The 19,896-nt window shown below is 60.6% G+C and carries 17 protein-coding genes; 8 read left to right on the top strand and 9 right to left on the bottom strand.

All coding sequences use genetic code 11. The features are described from left to right. Positions 1-7 precede the first annotated feature (7 nt). From purB to cspD, 6 genes are all read right to left on the bottom strand, one after another. Complete coding sequence (gene purB / locus IFT99_RS19995) at positions 8-1,378, bottom strand: adenylosuccinate lyase (protein WP_065989138.1); 1,371 nt, start codon at positions 1,376-1,378, stop codon at positions 8-10. Between the two features lie 132 nt (positions 1,379-1,510). Next, positions 1,511-2,131 (bottom strand): high frequency lysogenization protein HflD, encoded by a 621-nt coding sequence (hflD, locus tag IFT99_RS19990; RefSeq protein WP_192134586.1) that lies wholly within the window; start codon positions 2,129-2,131, stop codon positions 1,511-1,513. Further along, entirely contained in the window at positions 2,131-3,261 is a 1,131-nt protein-coding gene (gene mnmA, locus IFT99_RS19985) for a tRNA 2-thiouridine(34) synthase MnmA (protein WP_192134584.1), read from the bottom strand. Before mnmA ends, hflD begins: the two co-directional genes overlap by 1 nt. A 93-nt stretch (positions 3,262-3,354) precedes the next feature. Further along, on the bottom strand, positions 3,355-3,795 hold the full coding sequence (locus tag IFT99_RS19980) for an NUDIX hydrolase (RefSeq protein ID WP_065989143.1): 441 nt from the start codon (positions 3,793-3,795) through the stop codon (positions 3,355-3,357). A gap of 200 nt (positions 3,796-3,995) precedes the next feature. Further along, entirely contained in the window at positions 3,996-6,221 is a 2,226-nt protein-coding gene (locus IFT99_RS19975) for an NADP-dependent isocitrate dehydrogenase (protein ID WP_192134582.1), read from the bottom strand. Positions 6,222-6,806: 585 nt separating this feature from the next. Further along, positions 6,807-7,073 (bottom strand): cold shock domain-containing protein CspD, encoded by a 267-nt coding sequence (gene cspD / locus IFT99_RS19970; protein ID WP_065989145.1) that lies wholly within the window; start codon positions 7,071-7,073, stop codon positions 6,807-6,809. 222 nt (positions 7,074-7,295) lie between these two features. On the opposite strand from cspD, the gene clpS reads away from it, so the two are divergent. Both clpS and clpA read left to right on the top strand, forming a co-directional pair. Beyond that, positions 7,296-7,658, top strand: coding sequence for an ATP-dependent Clp protease adapter ClpS (gene clpS, locus IFT99_RS19965; RefSeq protein ID WP_065989146.1), 363 nt, complete (start codon positions 7,296-7,298; stop codon positions 7,656-7,658). Between the two features lie 30 nt (positions 7,659-7,688). Beyond that, positions 7,689-9,959: an ATP-dependent Clp protease ATP-binding subunit ClpA gene (gene clpA / locus IFT99_RS19960; RefSeq protein WP_065989148.1), complete on the top strand. Its 2,271-nt coding sequence runs from the start codon at positions 7,689-7,691 to the stop codon at positions 9,957-9,959. A 127-nt stretch (positions 9,960-10,086) separates the two neighbouring features. On the opposite strand, the gene infA is transcribed toward clpA, so the two are convergent. The 3 genes from infA to aat all read right to left on the bottom strand — a co-directional run bounded on the left by infA (position 10,087) and on the right by aat (position 11,851). Then, on the bottom strand, positions 10,087-10,305 hold the full coding sequence (gene infA / locus IFT99_RS19955; protein ID WP_002553999.1) for a translation initiation factor IF-1: 219 nt from the start codon (positions 10,303-10,305) through the stop codon (positions 10,087-10,089). A 101-nt stretch (positions 10,306-10,406) separates the two neighbouring features. Next, on the bottom strand, positions 10,407-11,114 hold the full coding sequence (locus IFT99_RS19950) for an arginyltransferase (RefSeq protein WP_192134580.1): 708 nt from the start codon (positions 11,112-11,114) through the stop codon (positions 10,407-10,409). Between the two features lie 47 nt (positions 11,115-11,161). Continuing rightward, entirely contained in the window at positions 11,162-11,851 is a 690-nt protein-coding gene (aat, locus tag IFT99_RS19945) for a leucyl/phenylalanyl-tRNA--protein transferase (protein ID WP_192134578.1), read from the bottom strand. A 461-nt stretch (positions 11,852-12,312) separates the two neighbouring features. Between aat and IFT99_RS19940 the strand changes: the two genes are divergently transcribed. The 6 genes from IFT99_RS19940 to cysG all read left to right on the top strand — a co-directional run bounded on the left by IFT99_RS19940 (position 12,313) and on the right by cysG (position 19,834). Beyond that, complete coding sequence (locus IFT99_RS19940) at positions 12,313-14,727, top strand: DNA translocase FtsK (protein ID WP_065989157.1); 2,415 nt, start codon at positions 12,313-12,315, stop codon at positions 14,725-14,727. A 76-nt stretch (positions 14,728-14,803) separates the two neighbouring features. After that, on the top strand, positions 14,804-15,427 hold the full coding sequence (gene lolA, locus IFT99_RS19935; protein ID WP_065989159.1) for an outer membrane lipoprotein chaperone LolA: 624 nt from the start codon (positions 14,804-14,806) through the stop codon (positions 15,425-15,427). Positions 15,428-15,445: 18 nt separating this feature from the next. Beyond that, positions 15,446-16,768 carry a replication-associated recombination protein A gene (locus tag IFT99_RS19930; protein WP_065989161.1) on the top strand — a complete coding sequence of 441 codons (1,323 nt, stop codon included), beginning with the start codon at positions 15,446-15,448 and terminating at the stop codon, positions 16,766-16,768. Continuing rightward, complete coding sequence (gene crcB, locus IFT99_RS19925) at positions 16,768-17,142, top strand: fluoride efflux transporter CrcB (RefSeq protein ID WP_192134576.1); 375 nt, start codon at positions 16,768-16,770, stop codon at positions 17,140-17,142. The genes IFT99_RS19930 and crcB overlap by 1 nt, the downstream gene beginning before the upstream one ends. A 16-nt stretch (positions 17,143-17,158) precedes the next feature. Further along, entirely contained in the window at positions 17,159-18,439 is a 1,281-nt protein-coding gene (serS, locus tag IFT99_RS19920) for a serine--tRNA ligase (protein ID WP_065989165.1), read from the top strand. Continuing rightward, positions 18,440-19,834 carry a siroheme synthase CysG gene (gene cysG, locus IFT99_RS19915; RefSeq protein WP_065989167.1) on the top strand — a complete coding sequence of 465 codons (1,395 nt, stop codon included), beginning with the start codon at positions 18,440-18,442 and terminating at the stop codon, positions 19,832-19,834. It begins immediately after the preceding gene. The last annotated feature ends 62 nt before the right edge of the window (positions 19,835-19,896 follow it).

Here is a 19,896-nt window from a genome sequence, read left to right as displayed (position 1 = left end):
AGTGCGGTCAGATGCGCTTGGCTTGCGCCACGGCGTTGCCGATGTAGTTCGCCGGCGTGAGCTTCTTCAGCTCGGCCTTGGCTTCGGCAGGCATGTCCAGGCCGTCGATGAAGGTCAGCAGCGCTTCAGGGCCGATGCCCTTGCCGCGCGTCAATTCCTTGAGCTTCTCGTACGGGTTTTCGATGTCGTAGCGACGCATGACCGTCTGGATCGGCTCGGCCAGGACTTCCCAGCAAGCGTCCAGATCGGCGGCGATCTTCTGCTCGTTGAGCTCCAGCTTGCCGATGCCTTTGAGGCTCGCTTCGTAGGCAATCACGCTGTGAGCAAAGCCCACGCCGAGGTTGCGCAGCACGGTGGAGTCGGTCAGGTCACGCTGCCAGCGGGAGATCGGCAACTTGCTGGCCAGATGCTGGAACAGCGCGTTGGCGATGCCGAGGTTGCCTTCGGAGTTTTCGAAGTCGATCGGGTTGACCTTGTGCGGCATGGTCGACGAACCGATTTCACCGGCGATGGTGCGCTGCTTGAAATAGCCCAGGGAGATGTAGCCCCAGATGTCGCGGTCGAAGTCGATCAGGATCGTGTTGTAGCGGGCGATCGCGTCGAACAGCTCGGCGATGTAGTCGTGGGGTTCGATCTGCGTGGTGTAGGGGTTGAAACCCAGACCCAGCTCGTCTTCGATGAAGGCGCGGGCGTTGGCTTCCCAGTCAATGTCCGGGTAGGCCGACAGGTGCGCGTTGTAGTTGCCGACGGCGCCGTTGATCTTGCCCAGCAGCGGCACGGCAGCGACTTGAGCGATCTGACGCTCCAGGCGGTAGACGACGTTCGCCAGTTCTTTGCCCAGGGTGGTCGGCGAGGCCGGCTGCCCGTGGGTGCGCGACAGCATCGGCACGGCGGCGAAACGGATCGCCAGCTCGCGGATGGACTCGGCGATCTGGCGCATCAGCGGCAGCAGCACGGTGTCACGGCCTTCGCGCAGCATCAGCGCGTGGGACAGGTTGTTGATGTCTTCGCTGGTGCACGCGAAGTGGATGAACTCGCTGACCTTGGCCAGCTCCGGCAACTTGGCAGCCTGCTCCTTGAGCAGGTACTCGATGGCCTTGACGTCGTGATTGGTGGTGCGCTCGATCTCTTTGACACGCTCGGCGTGCTCGAGAGCGAAATCGTTGGCCATGGCATCGAGGATGGCGTTGGCTTCGGCGGAGAAGGCCGGGACTTCAGGGATTTGCGGGTGAGCCGCCAGGCGTTGCAGCCAGCGTACTTCCACCAGGGCGCGGAAACGGATCAGGCCGTATTCGCTGAAAATCGGGCGCAGGGCCTGGGTTTTGCCGGCGTAGCGGCCATCTACAGGGGAAACCGCAGTGAGCGAAGAAAGCTGCATAGGGTGTTCTCGGACTGTCGGGCAACGAAAAGGGGCGCGTATCATACATGAAAATTCCGGTCAGCCGAGGCTGGCTGACCGTTATGAGTCGCGCGATGTCGGGTCGGAAGCGAGCTGAAGGGCGTTGGCCCCTCAGCGGTGAAGCAATGGATACAGTTCTTTCAATAACTTGCGGCGGCTGATGACCAGTTGCCAGCGGTGACCGCCCACTTGTCGCCACAGTCGCGCGCAACGAATCCCGGCCAGCAAAAGCGCGCGGATTTTCGACGCATTGTTAGGTTGCTGCAGATTACGCATGTCGCCGTGGACCTGAATCCGCTGACGCAAGGTGCTCAGGGTGTCCTGATACAGCGCGCCGCTGGCCGCAATGACGTTCTCATGAGCGATACCGAAATGCTCAACCTGGGATTTGATCTGCGGCAGGCGCTTGCCGATGGTGTCGAGCATGTCGTCGCGCTTGGACAGTTGACGCTCCAGGCCCAGCATCGCCAGGGCATAACGCAATGGTTCCCGTTGCAACGTGGCCGGATCGCGTTCCAGGGCGCTGGCGAGGGCGCGATAGCCCTCGTGCAGATTCAGGTCGTCGCCACCGAACACGTCCAGCGTGTCTTTCGGGTCCATGACCAGCAGGGTGCCCATCATACAGCCCACGGCGGCTTCACTGGCCTGACCGGTCTTGGCGATGCGATCGACCAGCACGGCGGCCTGAAAGACCCCCGCCAGGGCGACGAGTTGTTCCTGAATCGGGGTCATCAACGTGCGTCCCTGGTGTGCCACGGCTCGGCGATTTCGATGACGCCGCCGCCCAGGCAAACCTCGCCGTCGTAAAACACCACGGACTGGCCGGGCGTGACCGCGCGTTGCGGCTCGTCGAAGGTGGCGCGGTAACCGGTTTCAGTGCGTTCCAGGGTGCAGCGCTGGTCGCTTTGGCGGTACCGCACTTTGGCGGTCAGCTGGCGCGGACTGCTCAGGTCGATCGGGTTGACCCAGTAGATCTCCGAGGCGAGCAGGGCGCGGGAAAACAGCCACGGATGCTCGTTGCCCTGGCCGACGATCAGCTCGTTGTGCTCCAGGTCCTTGACCAGTACGTACCACGGCTCATCACCGGCATCTTTCAGCCCGCCGATGCCCAGGCCCTGGCGCTGGCCGATGGTGTGGTACATCAGGCCGGCGTGGCGACCGATGACTTCGCCTTCGGTGGTCTTGATTTCGCCGGGCTGCGCAGGCAGATATTGCTTGAGGAAGTCGGTGAAGCGACGCTCGCCGATGAAGCAAATGCCGGTCGAGTCCTTCTTCTTCGCGGTCGCCAGCTGGTATTTCTCGGCGATGGCGCGCACCTGGGGCTTCTCCAGTTCGCCGACCGGGAACAGCGTCTTGGCGATCTGCTCGCCGCCGACGGCATGCAGGAAGTAGCTCTGGTCCTTGTTCGGGTCCAGGCCCTTGAGCAGTTCGGTGCGGCCGTCGATGTCGCGGCGACGCACGTAGTGACCGGTCGCGATCAGGTCGGCGCCGAGCATGAAGGCGTAGTCGAGGAAGGCTTTGAACTTGATTTCGCGGTTGCACAGGATGTCCGGGTTCGGCGTGCGCCCGGCTTTGTATTCCTCGAGGAAGTGTTCGAAGACGTGGTCCCAGTACTCGGCCGCGAAGTTCACGGTGTGCAGTTTGATACCGATCTTGTCGCACACGGCCTGGGCGTCCGCGAGGTCGTCCATGGCGGTGCAGTATTCCGTTCCGTCGTCTTCTTCCCAGTTCTTCATGAACAGGCCTTCCACCTGGTACCCCTGCTCCATGAGCAGAAGGGCGGAGACCGAAGAATCCACGCCGCCGGACATGCCGACAATGACGCGCTTCTTTTCTGTATCGGAAAAGGCTGAATCAGACATAGGAATTCGATTGGGTAGCAGCAGGAAAGGGCGCGATTCTAACAGGGAGTCGGCGCCAAGGCTAAAAGCTATTCAGTTGCGCTGGGCGGCCGGTCAGTCGCGCACAACCTCGATGCTGTGAATCGGACCTGTCAGGTAGTCGTCCACGCAGCGCAATACCAGCTCGCTGCGCCAGCGCTCCGGTTGGCTGGCGAGTTCGTCGCGGCTGAACCAGGGGGCGCCGACGATGCCGGTGTCCAGCGCACGCTCGGGGTGGTGTCGCGTCGCTTTGGCCGAAAAACACACACGCTGATAGGTCACGCCATTGCTTGGCGCAGTGTACAGGTAGATGCCGACGACGCCCGTCAGCTCGACGTCCCAGCCGGTTTCTTCAAGGGTTTCGCGGATGGCCGCTTCACGCAACGTCTCATCAGGCTCCAGGTGCCCGGCCGGCTGATTGAGCACCAGCTTGCCGTTTTTCAGTTCTTCAACGAACAGGAAACGGCCGTTGTCTTCGATGACGGTTGCGACGGTGATGTGGGGGTGCCAGGTCATTGGGGCTTCTCGTTATCTGTAGGAGCCATCCGAGTTTACGAGGGTCGCGATGCGGAGTGTCAGGTGAACCGCATTCGCGACCGTCGTAACCTCCGATGGCTCCTACATGGAGCGGTGTCAGTCAGCAAAAAAAGCCCCGGCGCAATGGCCAGGGCTTTCTTATCGCACTAGACAGCTTTTCAGCCGCCGGTCGCCGTGCCTTACTTCAACGCGTCGATCGCGTCGTTCAGGGTCTTGCTTGGGCGCATGGCGTTGCTGGCCAGTTCCGGGGTAGGGAAGTAGTAGCCGCCGATGTCCAATGGCTTGCCCTGTACGCTGTTCAGCTCGGCGACGATGGTCGCTTCATTGTCAGCCAGGGTTTTTGCAAGCTCGGTGAACTTGGCTTGCAGCGCCGTATCTTCGGTCTGTGCCGCCAGAGCCTGAGCCCAGTAGGTGGCCAGGTAGAAGTGGCTGCCACGGTTGTCGATACCGCCGACCTTGCGCGATGGCGACTTGTTGTTGTCCAGGAACTGGCCGGTGGCCTTGTCCAGGGCGGTGGCAAGTACCAGCGCTTTCGGGTTGTCGTAGACGTTGCCCAGGTGCTCGAGAGACGCGGCCAGCGCCAGGAATTCACCCAGCGAATCCCAGCGCAGGAAGTTCTCTTCGTTCAGCTGTTGAACGTGCTTGGGCGCCGAACCGCCTGCGCCGGTTTCGAACAGACCACCGCCGCTCATCAGCGGCACGATGGACAGCATCTTGGCGCTGGTGCCCAGTTCCATGATCGGGAACAGGTCGGTCAGGTAGTCGCGCAGCACGTTGCCGGTCACCGAAATGGTGTCCTTGCCCGCGCGGATACGCTCCAACGAAACCTTCATCGCGTCGACGGGCGACTGGATGCTGATGTCCAGGCCTGCCGTGTCGTGATCCTTCAGGTAGTGCTCGACCTTCTTGATCATCGCCGCGTCGTGGGCGCGCTCAGGGTCCAGCCAGAAAATGGCCGGGGTGCCGCTCAGGCGCGAACGGTTGACGGCCAGTTTGACCCAGTCCTGAATCGGCGCGTCTTTGGTCTGGCACATGCGCCAGATGTCGCCGGCTTCAACGGTCTGCTCCATCAAGACCTGACCTTTGTCGTCGGTCACACGGACCACGCCATCGGTGTCGATCTGGAAGGTTTTGTTGTGCGAGCCGTACTCTTCGGCTTTCTGCGCCATCAGGCCAACGTTTGGCACGCTGCCCATGGTGGTCGGGTCGAAGGCGCCGTGCTGCTTGCAGTCTTCGATTACTGCCTGGTAAATGGTCGCGTAGCAACGATCCGGGATCACGGCCTTGGTGTCCTGCAGAACGCCGTCGTTGTTCCACATCTTGCCGGAATCACGAATCATCGCCGGCATCGAGGCGTCGACAATGACGTCGCTCGGCACGTGCAGGTTGGTGATGCCTTTGTCGGAGTTGACCATCGCCAGAGCAGGGCGGGTCGCGTAAACGGCTTTGACGTCCGCTTCGATCTGCGCTTGCTGGTCGGCCGGCAGGTCTTTGATGCGGGCGTACAGGTCGCCAATGCCGTTGTGCAGGTTGAAGCCGATTTCCTTCAGGACGTCAGCGTGCTTGCTCAGCGCTTCCTGATAGTACTCAGCGACGAACTCACCAAACATGATTGGGTCCGAGACCTTCATCATGGTGGCTTTCAAGTGCACGGAGAACAGCACGCCGAGCTTCTTGGCGTCTTCGATTTCACGGGCCACGAAAGCGCGCAGGGCTTTCTTGCTCATGACCGCGCAGTCGATGATCTCGCCGGCCAGTACCGAGGTCTTGTCCTTCAGCACGGTGGTGCTGCCGTCTTTGCCGATCAGCTCGATCTTCACGGCGCCAGCGGCTTCGATCAGCGAGGATTTTTCGCTGCCGTAGAAGTCGCCGTTGTCCATGTGCGCCACGTGGGACTTGGAGTCCGCCGACCAGGCGCCCATCTTGTGCGGGTGCTTGCGCGCGTAGTTCTTGACGGAGAGCGGCGCTCGACGATCAGAGTTACCTTCACGCAGAACCGGGTTCACGGCGCTGCCTTTCACTTTGTCGTAGCCCGCCTGGGCAACCTTGTCGGCTTCGGTCACGACTTCATCGGGGTAGTTCGGGATGTCGTAGCCCTTGGCTTGCAGTTCCTTGATCGCGGCCTTCAGTTGTGGAACCGAGGCGCTGATGTTCGGCAGCTTGATGATGTTGGCTTCCGGCGTGGTCGCCAGTTGGCCCAGCTCTGCCAGATCGTCGGACACCTTCTTGTCACCCAGGCGCTCGGGAAAGCTGGCGAGGATGCGGGCTGCAAGCGAGATGTCGCGGGTTTCAACGGCGATGTCAGCGGAGGCGGTGAACGCTTCGATGATAGGCAGCAGTGAGTAGGTGGCGAGGGCTGGCGCTTCGTCAGTGAAGGTGTAGATGATCTTCGAGCGGTTGGACATATTCGGGATAACTCTCTTCTTTGCTGAGCGTACACAAAATTTCGAGATGCGCAGGGTAGGCACTTTCGCCCAAGGTATCGATGAGCCGAAAGTCGAGAATTTCGTCGCGTGATAGGGGGTGCATCAGTCGAGCGTCAAACGGTCGGACCCGGGTAGCGGTCTGGCCTGTCGAGGGCTGAAAGCCTGGTCTCAGGTGGTTCGGCCCTCAATGACCCAACGGTCACCGGCGCTGAGTATATCACTGCACCCGGCCATTACTACGGTACTCGTGTGACGGCTTTGCGGTGCCCGGGGCGGTCGCGCGGATTCAGGCAAGCGTCATGATTTCCCCGGAAAACCCTTCAGCCCTTGTACAGCGGGGCCTGCGGCAAGCTGTCGCAGTGGTCTGAAGGCGATGTACCCGGTTCGGTCGCTCAAGGGATTTCGACTAAAGGCGCATCCCCATCACGGCAGCGTTTCTCACGGCTATATAGATGCACGTCGCGAGAGGGGAGCGGCACAAAAAAAAGCCGGTCAACCCTGAACGGATTGACCGGCTTTTCGAATCTCGCGCTTGAACGGTCCGGCTCAGGCGTGATTGTTACGCTATGCCCGCTGCTTCTCTTCCTGTCTCTGGTGTTGAGTGACGGCTTCATGGGCAGCAGCGGGGACCTGCGCAATGATCCCCACGGCGTGAAGACCTTTTGGACCCTGGATGATCTCGAACTCGACCGGCTGTCCGGCCTTCAGCGTTTTATAGCCGTCCATAGCGATCGCCGAGTAATGAGCGAACAGGTCTTCAGACTTGCCGTCTTCAACGATGAAGCCATACCCCTTGGCGTTGTTGAACCACTTGACCTTACCGCTGTGCATAGTCACATCCCTCTGCAAAGGACTCCGATGGGAGTATCATCACCTCTCATCCGCCGGACCTAAAAAATTTTGGTTGACTGCGCGGACCCTTTTTACCCAATGTGGGTTCTATTGTTTGTAACACCGATTGGCCGATAGTCAAGGTCAAGCGGCGGTCCAGTTGAAAACCGGTATCACCGCCACCACTTATTTCAATCACGTCCTCTGTGAACCTTCTTTACCATGCATGCATTCAGCAAGATTCGACTAACATTCAATCAGGATGACCCGCAGCCCCATGAGGACGATGCGTCGGGCATCGCTGTACAAGAAGCCAAGCCGACATTGCAGGTGCCGCCTATGTATAAGGTGGTTTTGTTCAATGATGACTACACCCCGATGGATTTCGTTGTCGAAGTACTCGAGGTGTTTTTCAACCTGAATCGTGAGCTGGCGACCAAGGTCATGCTGGCCGTCCATACAGAGGGACGGGCCGTTTGCGGATTGTTTACCCGCGACATCGCCGAGACCAAGGCTATGCAGGTCAACCAGTACGCCAGGGAAAGCCAGCATCCGCTACTCTGTGAAATCGAGAAGGACGGTTAACCGCCGGACACTTGGGTATGAGGTGAAGCTATGTTAAACCGTGAGCTCGAAGTCACCCTCAATCTGGCTTTCAAGGAGGCCCGCTCGAAACGTCATGAGTTCATGACCGTCGAGCACCTCCTGCTGGCCTTATTGGACAATGAGGCTGCCGCCACCGTACTGCGTGCCTGCGGCGCAAACCTCGACAAACTCAAACACGACCTCCAGGAGTTCATCGACTCCACCACGCCGCTGATTCCCGTCCACGACGAGGATCGCGAGACCCAACCTACACTCGGCTTCCAGCGCGTTCTACAGCGTGCGGTTTTTCATGTGCAGAGTTCCGGCAAGCGGGAAGTCACGGGCGCAAACGTGCTGGTGGCCATTTTCAGCGAGCAGGAGAGCCAGGCAGTGTTCCTGCTCAAGCAGCAGAGCGTTGCCCGTATCGATGTAGTCAACTACATCGCCCACGGTATTTCGAAAGTGCCCGGGCATGGCGATCAATCTGAAGGTGAGCAAGATATGCAGGATGACGAGGGCGGTGAGTCTTCTTCCTCAGGCAATCCTCTGGATGCCTATGCGAGCAACCTGAATGAGCTGGCCCGTCAAGGCCGCATCGATCCGCTGGTAGGGCGCGAGATGGAAGTCGAGCGCGTCGCTCAGATTCTCGCGCGGCGTCGCAAGAACAACCCGCTGCTGGTGGGCGAGGCCGGGGTGGGTAAAACCGCCATTGCCGAAGGCCTGGCCAAACGCATCGTCGACAACCAGGTGCCGGATCTGCTTGCCAACAGCGTCGTCTACTCCCTCGACCTGGGTGCACTGCTGGCCGGTACCAAGTACCGTGGCGATTTCGAGAAGCGCTTCAAGGCGTTGCTCGGCGAGTTGAAGAAACGTCCCCACGCTATTTTGTTCATCGACGAAATCCACACCATCATTGGTGCGGGCGCTGCGTCAGGTGGCGTGATGGACGCTTCCAACCTGCTCAAGCCGCTGCTGTCTTCGGGTGATATCCGTTGCATCGGCTCGACCACGTTCCAGGAATTCCGCGGCATCTTCGAGAAAGACCGTGCGCTGGCCCGCCGCTTCCAGAAAGTCGACGTGTCCGAGCCCTCCGTCGAAGACACCATCGGCATTCTGCGTGGCCTGAAAGGTCGTTTCGAACAGCATCACAATATCGAGTACAGCGACGAAGCCCTGCGTGCCGCTGCCGAGCTGGCATCGCGCTACATCAATGATCGTCATATGCCCGACAAGGCCATTGACGTGATTGACGAGGCCGGCGCCTATCAGCGGCTGCAGCCTGTGGAAATGCGCGTCAAGCGCATTGAAGTGCCACAGGTCGAAGACATCGTGGCGAAGATCGCGCGGATTCCGCCAAAACACGTCAACAGCTCCGACAAGGAGTTGCTGCGTAACCTGGAGCGCGACCTGAAGCTGACCGTGTTCGGTCAGGATGCCGCCATCGACTCGCTGTCGACCGCGATCAAGCTGTCCCGTGCCGGCCTCAAGTCGCCGGACAAGCCTGTCGGTTCGTTCCTGTTCGCAGGTCCCACCGGTGTCGGCAAGACCGAGGCTGCGCGTCAGTTGGCCAAGGCGCTGGGTATCGAGCTGGTGCGTTTCGACATGTCCGAGTACATGGAGCGTCACACCGTATCGCGTCTGATCGGTGCGCCGCCGGGCTATGTCGGTTTTGATCAGGGCGGCCTGCTCACTGAAGCCGTCACCAAGCAACCGCATTGCGTGCTGCTGCTCGATGAAATCGAGAAGGCGCACCCGGAAGTCTTCAACCTGCTGCTGCAGGTGATGGACCACGGGACGCTGACCGACAACAACGGACGCAAGGCTGACTTCCGCAATGTGATCGTGATCATGACCACCAACGCCGGTGCTGAAACGGCGGCGCGGGCCTCGATCGGTTTCACCCATCAGGATCACTCCTCTGATGCGATGGAAGTGATCAAGAAGAGCTTTACGCCGGAATTCCGCAACCGTCTGGACACCATCATTCAATTCGGTCGCCTCAGCCATGAGGTTATCAAGAGCGTGGTGGACAAGTTCCTTACCGAGCTTCAGGCGCAGCTGGAAGACAAGCGCGTACTGCTGGAAGTGACCGAAGCGGCGAGAGGTTATCTGGCCGAAGGTGGTTACGACGCGGCGATGGGCGCACGTCCGATGGCACGACTGATCCAGGACAAGATCAAGCGTCCGCTGGCCGAGGAAATCCTCTTTGGCGAGTTGTCCGAGCATGGCGGTGTGGTACACATCGACTTCAAGGACGGCGAGATCACGTTCGATTACGAGACCACGGCTGAAATGGCCTGAGGTTTTGGCTATCGCAATAACCCTCAAAGGCGCCGAAAGGCGCCTTTTTTTGTGTCTGGCTGGCTCGGGACTAAACCCGCGCACACAAAAACGCCCGGCATGTGCCGGGCGTTTTTGTTAAGACCTGTTAGCGGGCGCGGTAAGTGATGCGACCTTTGCTCAAGTCGTAGGGCGTCAGCTCAACGCGGACCTTGTCGCCGGTAAGAATGCGGATGTAGTTCTTGCGCATCTTGCCGGAGATGTGCGCGGTTACGACGTGCCCATTTTCCAACTCCACACGGAACATGGTGTTGGGCAGGGTGTCGACGACAGTGCCTTCCATTTCGAAGCTGTCTTCTTTCGACATGCAGTAAAGCCCTCGGTATCCAATGAATGGCCCGGTGCAAACGGCAGCCAGGCAAAAGCGGGCTGCATTGTGCCCGAAAACTGAGGTTTAAGCCAAGGGCTTCAGTAAAGAGTGACCCATCTTTGATTGGTGAGCAGTTCGATGGGGCGATATTGGGTCTTGTAATTCATCTTTTTGCAGTTCTTTATCCAGTAGCCGAGGTATACCGCATGCAATTGCATGCGTGCGGCTTCGGCGATCTGCCAGAGAATCGCGAACCGCCCAAGGCTGCGGCGCTCCTCCGATGGCTCGTAGAAGGTGTAAACGGCAGAAAGACCATTGGGCAGCAGGTCGGTGACGGCCACGGCGAGCAGCCGGCCTTCCAGACGGAATTCGTAAAAACGCGAAAACGGCAGGTCCCGGACCAGGAAGGTGGAAAACTGGTCGCGGCTCGGCGGAAACATATCCCCATCGGCATGGCGCTGTTCGATGTAGCGCTGATACAGATCGAAGTACTCCTCACTGAAATGCGGCTTAGTGCTCGTCACTTCGAGGTCGGCGTTCCTTTTGAAAATACGTTTTTGCTGACGATCGGGCACGAACAGTCCCACAGGAATGCGCGCAGGCACACAAGCGCTGCAGTTCTGGCAGTGCGGACGGTAAAGATGATCGCCACTTCGGCGAAACCCCATGTCCGAGAGATCGGCATAGACCTGGACATCCATTGGCTGGCTGGGGTCGAGAAACAGCGTAGTGGCTTGTTCCTCGGGCAGGTAGCTACAGGAGTGGGGTTGAGTGGCATAGAACTTCAGCCGCGCCAGCTCGGTCATGATCAACCCTCGAGAAAAACTGTAGACATGAGTGTATGCCAGGCCAATCAAACTCGCCTAGGTGACCAATTGGCTGAATGGCTCCCGTCGAGGTGTTTGTGCAGATAGTCGGCGAAGGTCTGGCGCGCAATCGAGCGCGCGCCAAGGCTTAGCAGGTGCTCGGTAGGCATCTGGCAATCAATGAGAACAAAACCCGATTCTTTCAGGTATTCGACCAACGTTGCGAAGCCGACCTTGGAAGCGTTGTCGGCGCGGCTGAACATCGATTCGCCGAAGAACAGCTGGCCCATTGCCAATCCGTACAGGCCGCCCACCAGCGCGTCGCCGTTCCAGACTTCGACGCTGTGGGCGAAGCCGCGGGCGTGCAGTTCAATGTAGGCTGCCTGCATGGAGCCGGTGATCCACGTGCCGTCGGCGTAGGCCCGGGGTTCGGCGCACGCTTGAATGACCGCCGCGAAATCCTGGTCGAAGGTGACCCGATAACGCCCCTGACGCAGCAACTTGGCCAGGCTGCGGGATACATGCAGCTCTTCCGGAAACAGCACGGTGCGCGGGTCCGGCGACCACCAGAGAATAGGCTGGCCCTGCTGATACCACGGAAAGCAGCCATGCCGGTACGCAGCGATCAGGCGATCAGCGGACAAATCGCCGCCGCCGGCCAGCAGTCCGTTGGGCTCGCGCATGGCTTTTTCCAGCGGAGGGAAATCGAAGGTGTCGCGTTGTAACCAGGTCAGCATGGCATCCAGACTTTACGAGAGGGGAGGGGAGTCAACGCGGTGTGCAACTCCGTAGTGCAAATGCGGTCACAAGCCGCTTGATCGCGCCTGGAAAGTGGAGCAGTTGGCTTTTTCATCCAGACATGGCCTTTTGATAGTTCAAGCGAGTCGCAAAAACCCGTCATAAGCCTTTGTCGGCAAAGAAAATGCGTGCTCAAATTGTCAGCGGCCGGCGAAGCTTGAACATCTGCAAGCACCGCGCCAGACTAACGTAGCGCGCGGCGCGCAAATCCGTACAATGCCGATGTTGTTTAACCTCATTTCAAGTCACCTGTCGAGCATGCGTTATCGCAGGCGCGGTTTTCCCTGTTGCCAGGATGCTCTTCTGGCCGATGTTCGGGAAAGCCACTGCCATTTCGCCCAGGCAGTCGTACACAGTCAATCATCAGATGTTCGCGCTTGCGCGCAGGAATTGAAGCGTTTTGAAGAAATCCACCATAGCACCCACCCCCGTTCCGCTCTGGCGGCAGCACCTGCACTACCGGCTCAAGGAAGGTGCACTGATCGCGTTCGGCGCGCTGTGTCTGTATCTGATCATGGCGCTGTTGACCTACGATCAGGCCGATCCGGGCTGGAGCCACACGAGCAGCTCGAGCAATTCGGCGCAGATCCAGAACGCCGCAGGCTTCGCCGGTGCTTATTCTGCCGACATCCTGTTCATGATCCTCGGCTACTTCGCCTACATCTTCCCGTTGCTGCTGGGCGTCAAGGCCTATCAGGTGTTCCGCCAGCGCCATGAGCCATGGCAATGGAGCGGCTGGCTGTTTTCCTGGCGCATGATCGGGCTGGTGTTTCTCGTGCTGGCTGGCGCTTCGCTGGCGCACTTGCACTTTCATTCGGCGTCGGGCCTGCCGGGTTCGGCCGGTGGCGTGCTGGGCGAAGTGCTGGGCGATCTGGCCAAGCGTGCGCTGAACGTTCAGGGCAGCACGCTGCTGTTCATCGCCTTGTTTCTGTTCGGCCTGACCGTGTTCACCGATCTGTCCTGGTTCAAGGTGATGGACAACACCGGCAAGATCACCCTGGATCTGATCGAACTCTTCACCGGCTCCCTCAATCGCTGGTGGGCCGCCCGCAATGAGCGCAAGCAGATGGTGGCTCAGTTGCGTGAAGTCGACATGCGTGTCGACGAAGTGGTCGCGCCGGTGGCCCCGGATCGACGTGAGCAGGCCAAGGCCAAAGAACGCCTCATCGAGCGCGAGCAGGCGCTGACTGAGCACATGGTCGCCCGTGAGAAGCACGTGCCCGCCGTCATCGCGCCTGCACCGCCACGCGCACCTGAGCCGAGCAAGCGCGTGCAGAAAGAGAAGCAGGCGCCGTTGTTCGTCGACAGCGCCGTGGAAGGCACCTTGCCACCCATCTCGATCCTCGATCCGGCTGAGAAAAAGCAGCTCAACTATTCGCCTGAATCCCTGGCGGCGGTGGGGCATCTGCTGGAGATCAAGCTCAAGGAATTCGGCGTCGAAGTCACCGTGGACTCGATTCATCCAGGGCCGGTGATCACCCGCTACGAAATCCAGCCGGCTGCCGGCGTGAAAGTCAGCCGTATCTCGAACCTGGCCAAAGACCTTGCGCGTTCCCTGGCAGTGACCAGCGTCCGTGTGGTCGAGGTCATTCCCGGCAAGACCACCGTCGGTATCGAAATTCCCAACGAAGATCGCCAGATCGTGCGCTTCTCCGAGGTCCTGTCGACGCCGGAATACGACGACGCGAAATCGCCGGTCACCCTGGCGCTGGGTCACGACATTGGCGGCAAACCGGTCATCACCGACCTCGCCAAGATGCCGCACCTGCTGGTCGCCGGTACCACCGGTTCCGGTAAGTCGGTGGGCGTGAACGCCATGATCCTGTCGATCCTGTTCAAGTCCGGCCCGGAAGACGCCAAGCTGATCATGATCGACCCGAAAATGCTCGAGCTGTCGATCTACGAAGGCATCCCGCATTTGCTGTGTCCGGTGGTGACCGACATGAAGGACGCCGCCAACGCCTTGCGCTGGTCGGTGGCTGAAATGGAACGCCGCTACAAACTGATGGCCAAGATGGGCGTGCGTAACCTGTCGGGCTTCAACCAGAAGGTGCGTGAAGCGGAGGAGGCCGGCACGCCGCTGTCCGATCCGCTGTACCACCGCGAAAGCATTCACGACGAAGCGCCGCTGCTGACCAAGCTGCCGACCATCGTTGTGGTGGTCGACGAATTCGCGGACATGATGATGATCGTCGGCAAGAAGGTCGAAGAACTCATCGCCCGTATCGCCCAGAAGGCCCGTGCGGCAGGTATCCACCTGATTCTCGCGACCCAGCGACCGTCGGTGGACGTGATCACCGGTCTGATCAAGGCCAACATCCCGACGCGCATGGCGTTCCAGGTGTCGAGCAAGATCGACTCCCGGACCATCATCGACCAGGGTGGCGCCGAACAACTGCTCGGTCACGGCGACATGCTCTACATGCCGCCGGGCACCAGCCTGCCGATTCGTGTGCACGGCGCGTTCGTCTCGGACGAAGAGGTTCACCGCGTCGTTGAGGCGTGGAAGCTGCGGGGTACGCCGAACTACAACGACGACATCCTGGCCGGCGTTGAAGAGCCGGGCAGCGGCTTCGACGGTGGCGGTGGCGGCGGTGATGGCGAAGACAGCGAAAGCGATGCGCTGTATGACGAAGCGGTCAAGTTCGTGCTGGAAAGCCGTCGCGCGTCGATCTCTGCGGTACAGCGCAAGCTGAAGATTGGTTACAACCGCGCCGCGCGGATGATCGAAACCATGGAAAACGCCGGCGTCGTGACACCCATGAACACCAACGGCTCGCGCGAAGTGATTGCGCCAGCCCCTGTGCGTGACTGACACTTCCCGGCCACGCGTTACCGGGCGTCGCCATCGCGACGGCGCCCGGCTTCAACCACACTCAAAGAGGAATCCCATGCGTCTTATCCGCATGCTGTTGGTATCTGCACTGGCTTTTTCTGCTGTCTCGGCCCACGCCGACAGCAAGGACGTGGCACGCCTGACCCAACTGCTGGAAAACTCGAAAACCCTGAGCGGGCGCTTCTCCCAGCTCACCCTCGACGGTGGCGGCACGCAGTTGCAGGAAACTTCCGGTCAAATGACTTTGCAGCGCCCGGGCCTGTTCTACTGGCACACCGACGCGCCGCAAGAGCAACTGATGGTGTCCGATGGCAAGAAGGTTTCCCTGTGGGACCCTGACCTGGAGCAGGTCACCATCAAGACCCTCGACCAGCGCCTGACCCAGACCCCGGCGCTGCTGCTGTCCGGCGACGTGTCGAAAATCAGCGAGAGCTTCGACATCAGTGCCAAGGAGGCGGGCGGCGTGATCGACTTCGTGCTCAAGCCCAAGTCTCGGGACACCCTGTTCGACAGCCTGCGCCTGTCCTTTCGCAACGGCATGATCAACGACATGCAACTGATCGACAGTGTCGGCCAGCGCACCAATATCCTGTTCACCGGCGTCAAGGCCAACGAGCCTGTCGCCGCGAGCAAATTCCAGTTCCAGATCCCGAAGGGCGCTGACGTCATTCAGGAATAAAAGGGGTTCGCCTGTTTCATGGACCTGTTCAGCACTGAACCGATTGCGCAACCGTTGGCCGCGCGCCTGCGAGCGACCAATCTGGACGAGTACGTCGGCCAGCAGCACCTGCTCGCCCACGGCAAGCCCCTGCGTGAAGCGCTTGAGCAGGGTGCGCTGCATTCGATGATTTTCTGGGGACCGCCCGGCGTGGGCAAAACCACGCTGGCGCGGTTGCTGGCGAAAGTCTCCGACGCGCATTTTGAAACGGTGTCGGCGGTGCTGGCGGGGGTCAAAGAGATCCGCCAGGCGGTGGAGGTCGCCAAGCAGCAGGCGGGTCAGTACGGCCGCCGCACCATTCTGTTCGTCGACGAAGTGCACCGTTTCAACAAGTCCCAGCAGGATGCGTTTCTGCCCTACGTGGAAGACGGCACGCTGATCTTCATCGGCGCCACCACCGAAAACCCTTCTTTCGAACTCAACAACGCGCTGTTGTCTCGCGCCCGGGTCTATGTGCTCAAGAGCCTGGACGAAGGGGCGCTGCGCCAGTTGGTCAACCGCGCGCTGAACGAAGAACGCGGGCTGGGCAATCGCCATCTGACCTTGGGTGACGAGGCGTTCAAGACGCTTCTGGCTGCAGCGGATGGCGACGGCCGGCGGATGCTCAATCTGCTGGAGAACGCCTCGGACCTGGCGGAAGACGGCAGCGAAATCGATCCCGAGTTGCTGCAAAGCCTGCTGGGTGACAGTCGCCGTCGCTTCGACAAGGGTGGCGAAGCGTTCTACGACCAGATTTCCGCGCTGCACAAATCCATTCGCGGCTCCAACCCCGACGCCGCGCTGTACTGGTTCGCGCGAATGATCGACGGTGGCTGTGATCCGTTATACCTGGCGCGGCGCGTAGTGCGCATGGCCAGCGAAGACATCGGTAACGCCGATCCGCGCGCCTTGCCGCTGTGCATGTCGGCGTGGGATGTGCAGGAACGCCTCGGCAGCCCGGAAGGCGAGTTGGCCGTCGCCCAGGCCATCGTGTATCTGGCTTGCGCGCCGAAGAGCAACGCCGTGTACATGGGCTTTAAAATGGCCATGCGCGAAGCCACCGAGCACGGTTCGCTGGAAGTGCCCTTGCACCTGCGCAACGCGCCGACCAAGCTGATGAAACAGCTCGGCTACGGCGAAGAGTACCGCTACGCCCATGATGAGCCGGATGCCTACGCGGCCGGCGAAGACTACTTCCCCGACGAACTCGAACCGCGTCAGTATTACCAGCCGGTCCCCCGCGGCCTTGAGCTGAAGATCGGCGAAAAACTCAAACACCTGTCGGCGCTCGACCGCGCCAGCCCTCGTCAACGGAGAAAATAGTGATTCAGTTGATTCTTGCCGTGTCCGCCGGTGGCGTCGCTGGTACATTACTGCGTTTCGCCACGGCTAACGTCGTGGGCGCGAACTGGCCGCGCTACTTTTACACAGCAACGCTGGCGGTGAATCTGGTCGGCTGCCTGCTGATCGGTCTGCTCTACGGGCTGTTTCTGATTCGCCCGGAAGTCCCGATCGAGTTGCGCGCCGGATTGATGGTGGGATTCCTCGGTGGTTTGACGACGTTTTCGTCTTTCTCACTGGACACGATTCGTCTGCTTGAGAGCGGCCAGGCTCCTCTGGCCATTGGCTACGCCTTCATCAGCGTACTGGGCGGGCTGCTCGCAACGTGGGCTGGCCTGTCTTTGACCCGAATTTAATATACGAGAGACCGATATGCTCGACTCCAAACTGTTACGTACCCAACTTCAGGACGTAGCGGATCGCCTGGCTTCCCGTGGCTTCACACTGGACGTGGCCCGCATCGAAGCGCTGGAAGCCCAGCGCAAGACGGTGCAGACCCGCACCGAACAGCTTCAGGCCGAGCGTAACGCCCGTTCCAAATCCATCGGTCAGGCCAAGCAGCGCGGCGAAGACATCGCGCCGCTGATGGCTGACATCGATCGCATGGCCGAAGAGCTGAGCACTGGCAAGAAAGAACTGGACGCCATTCAGTCCGAGCTCGATGCCATGGCCCTGAGCATGCCGAACCTGCCCCACGAATCGGTGCCGGTGGGCGCTGACGAAGAACAAAACGTCGAAGTGCGTACCTGGGGCACACCGGCTTCATTCGACTTCGCGGTTCAGGATCATGTCGCCCTGGGCGAGAAGTTCGGCTGGCTGGACTTCGAAACCGCCGCCAAGCTGTCCGGCGCCCGTTTCGCGTTGTTGCGTGGCCCGATTGCGCGCCTGCACCGTGCGTTGGCGCAGTTCATGATCACGCTGCACATCAATGAGCATGGTTACGAAGAGACCTACACGCCGTATCTGGTCCAGGCGCCCGCGCTACAGGGCACCGGCCAGCTGCCGAAATTCGAAGAAGACCTGTTCAAGATCTCCCGCGAAGGCGAGGCCGATCTGTACCTGATCCCGACCGCCGAAGTGTCGCTGACCAACATCGTCTCTGGCGAAATCATCGACGCCAAGCAGCTGCCGCTGAAGTTCGTCGCCCACACCCCGTGCTTCCGCAGCGAAGCCGGCGCGTCGGGTCGCGATACCCGCGGCATGATCCGTCAGCACCAGTTCGACAAGGTCGAGATGGTGCAGATCGTCGAGCCGGAAAAATCCATGGAAGCGCTGGAGAGCCTGACCGGTCACGCCGAGCGCGTTCTGCAACTGCTCGAATTGCCGTACCGCGTACTGGCTTTGTGCACAGGCGACATGGGTTTCAGTGCGGTGAAAACCTACGATCTGGAAGTGTGGATTCCGAGCCAGGACAAATACCGGGAAATCTCGTCGTGCTCCAACTGCGGCGACTTCCAGGCGCGTCGCATGCAGGCGCGCTGGCGCAACCCGGAAACCGGCAAGCCGGAACTGGTTCACACGCTGAACGGTTCGGGTCTTGCGGTGGGTCGCACGCTGGTGGCGGTACTGGAAAACTACCAGCAGGCCGACGGCTCGATCCGCGTGCCGGACGTTCTCAAGCCATGGATGGGCGGCATCGAGGTCATCGGCTAAATGGAATTTCTGCCACTGTTCCATAACCTTCGGGGCGCTCGGGTGCTGGTGGTCGGCGGCGGCGAGATTGCCTTGCGCAAGTCTCGCCTGCTGGCTGATTCCGGTGCGGTGCTGCGCGTGGTTGCTCCCGAGATCGGGGCGGAAGTGCGCGAGCTGATCGAGCGCAGCGGTGGCGAGCAGATTCTGCGTGGCTACACCGAGTCGGACCTCAACGGCTGCGTGCTGATTATCGCCGCCACCGACGATGAGCCGCTCAATGCGCAGGTGTCAGCCGATGCCCGCCAGCGCGGTGTGCCGGTCAACGTGGTGGATGCGCCTGCGCTGTGCAGCGTGATCTTCCCGGCGATTGTCGACCGGTCGCCGTTAGTGATCGCGGTGTCCAGCGGTGGCGATGCGCCAGTGCTGGCGCGTCTGATCCGCGCCAAGCTGGAAACCTGGATTCCGCCCACCTACGGGCATCTGGCCGGTCTGGCCGCGCGCTTTCGTCATCAGGTGAAAGGGCTGTTTCCTAACGTTCAGCAGCGTCGGGCGTTCTGGGAGGATGTATTTCAGGGGCCCATCGCTGATCGGCAGCTGGCCGGACAGGGCGCCGAAGCCGAGCGCTTGCTGCAAGCGAAGATCGACGGCGAGGCGCCGCCCACGACCGGTGAGGTGTACCTCGTCGGCGCGGGGCCGGGCGATCCTGATCTGCTGACCTTTCGCGCACTGCGTCTGATGCAACAGGCGGACGTGGTGCTTTACGACCGCCTCGTAGCGCCAGCGATCCTGGACTTGTGCCGACGCGACGCTGACCGGGTCTACGTCGGCAAGCAGCGCGCCGACCACGCCTTGCCCCAGGATCAGATCAACCAGCAGTTGGTGGACCTGGCCAAGCAGGGCAAACGCGTGGTGCGCCTCAAGGGCGGCGATCCGTTCATCTTCGGCCGTGGCGGCGAAGAAATCGAAGAGCTGGCCGCCCATGGCATTCCGTTCCAGGTCGTGCCGGGTATCACCGCGGCCAGTGGTTGCGCGGCCTACGCCGGTATTCCGCTGACCCATCGCGATCACGCGCAGTCCGTGCGTTTCGTGACCGGCCACCTGAAGAACGGCTCTACCGACCTGCCGTGGAAGGATCTGGTGTCGCCATCGCAGACGTTGGTGCTCTACATGGGCCTGATCGGGCTGCCGGTTATTTGCGAGCAGTTGATCCGGCACGGTCGCTCTGCCGATACCCCGGCTGCGCTGATCCAGCAGGGCACCACGGTTAACCAGCGCGTCTTCACCGGCACGCTGGCCAATCTGCCGCAGTTAGTCGCCGAGCACGAAGTCCATGCGCCGACCCTGGTGATTGTGGGCGAAGTGGTGAAGTTGCGGGAGAAACTGGCATGGTTCGAAGGGGCTCAGGCGAGCGTCTGATTCCACCGCAGTCTTTCAAAGTTTATGCGGTGGAGAGCCAGGTGGGGTTTCAGTGTTAACTG

Origin of the sequence: Pseudomonas sp. CFBP 8772 (genome assembly GCF_014841665.1) — a bacterium.
Taxonomy (GTDB): Bacteria; Pseudomonadota; Gammaproteobacteria; order Pseudomonadales; family Pseudomonadaceae; genus Aquipseudomonas; species Aquipseudomonas graminis_B.
The sequence above is the reverse complement of the archived record's forward strand: the minus strand, read 5'-3'. Positions and strand labels throughout refer to the sequence as shown.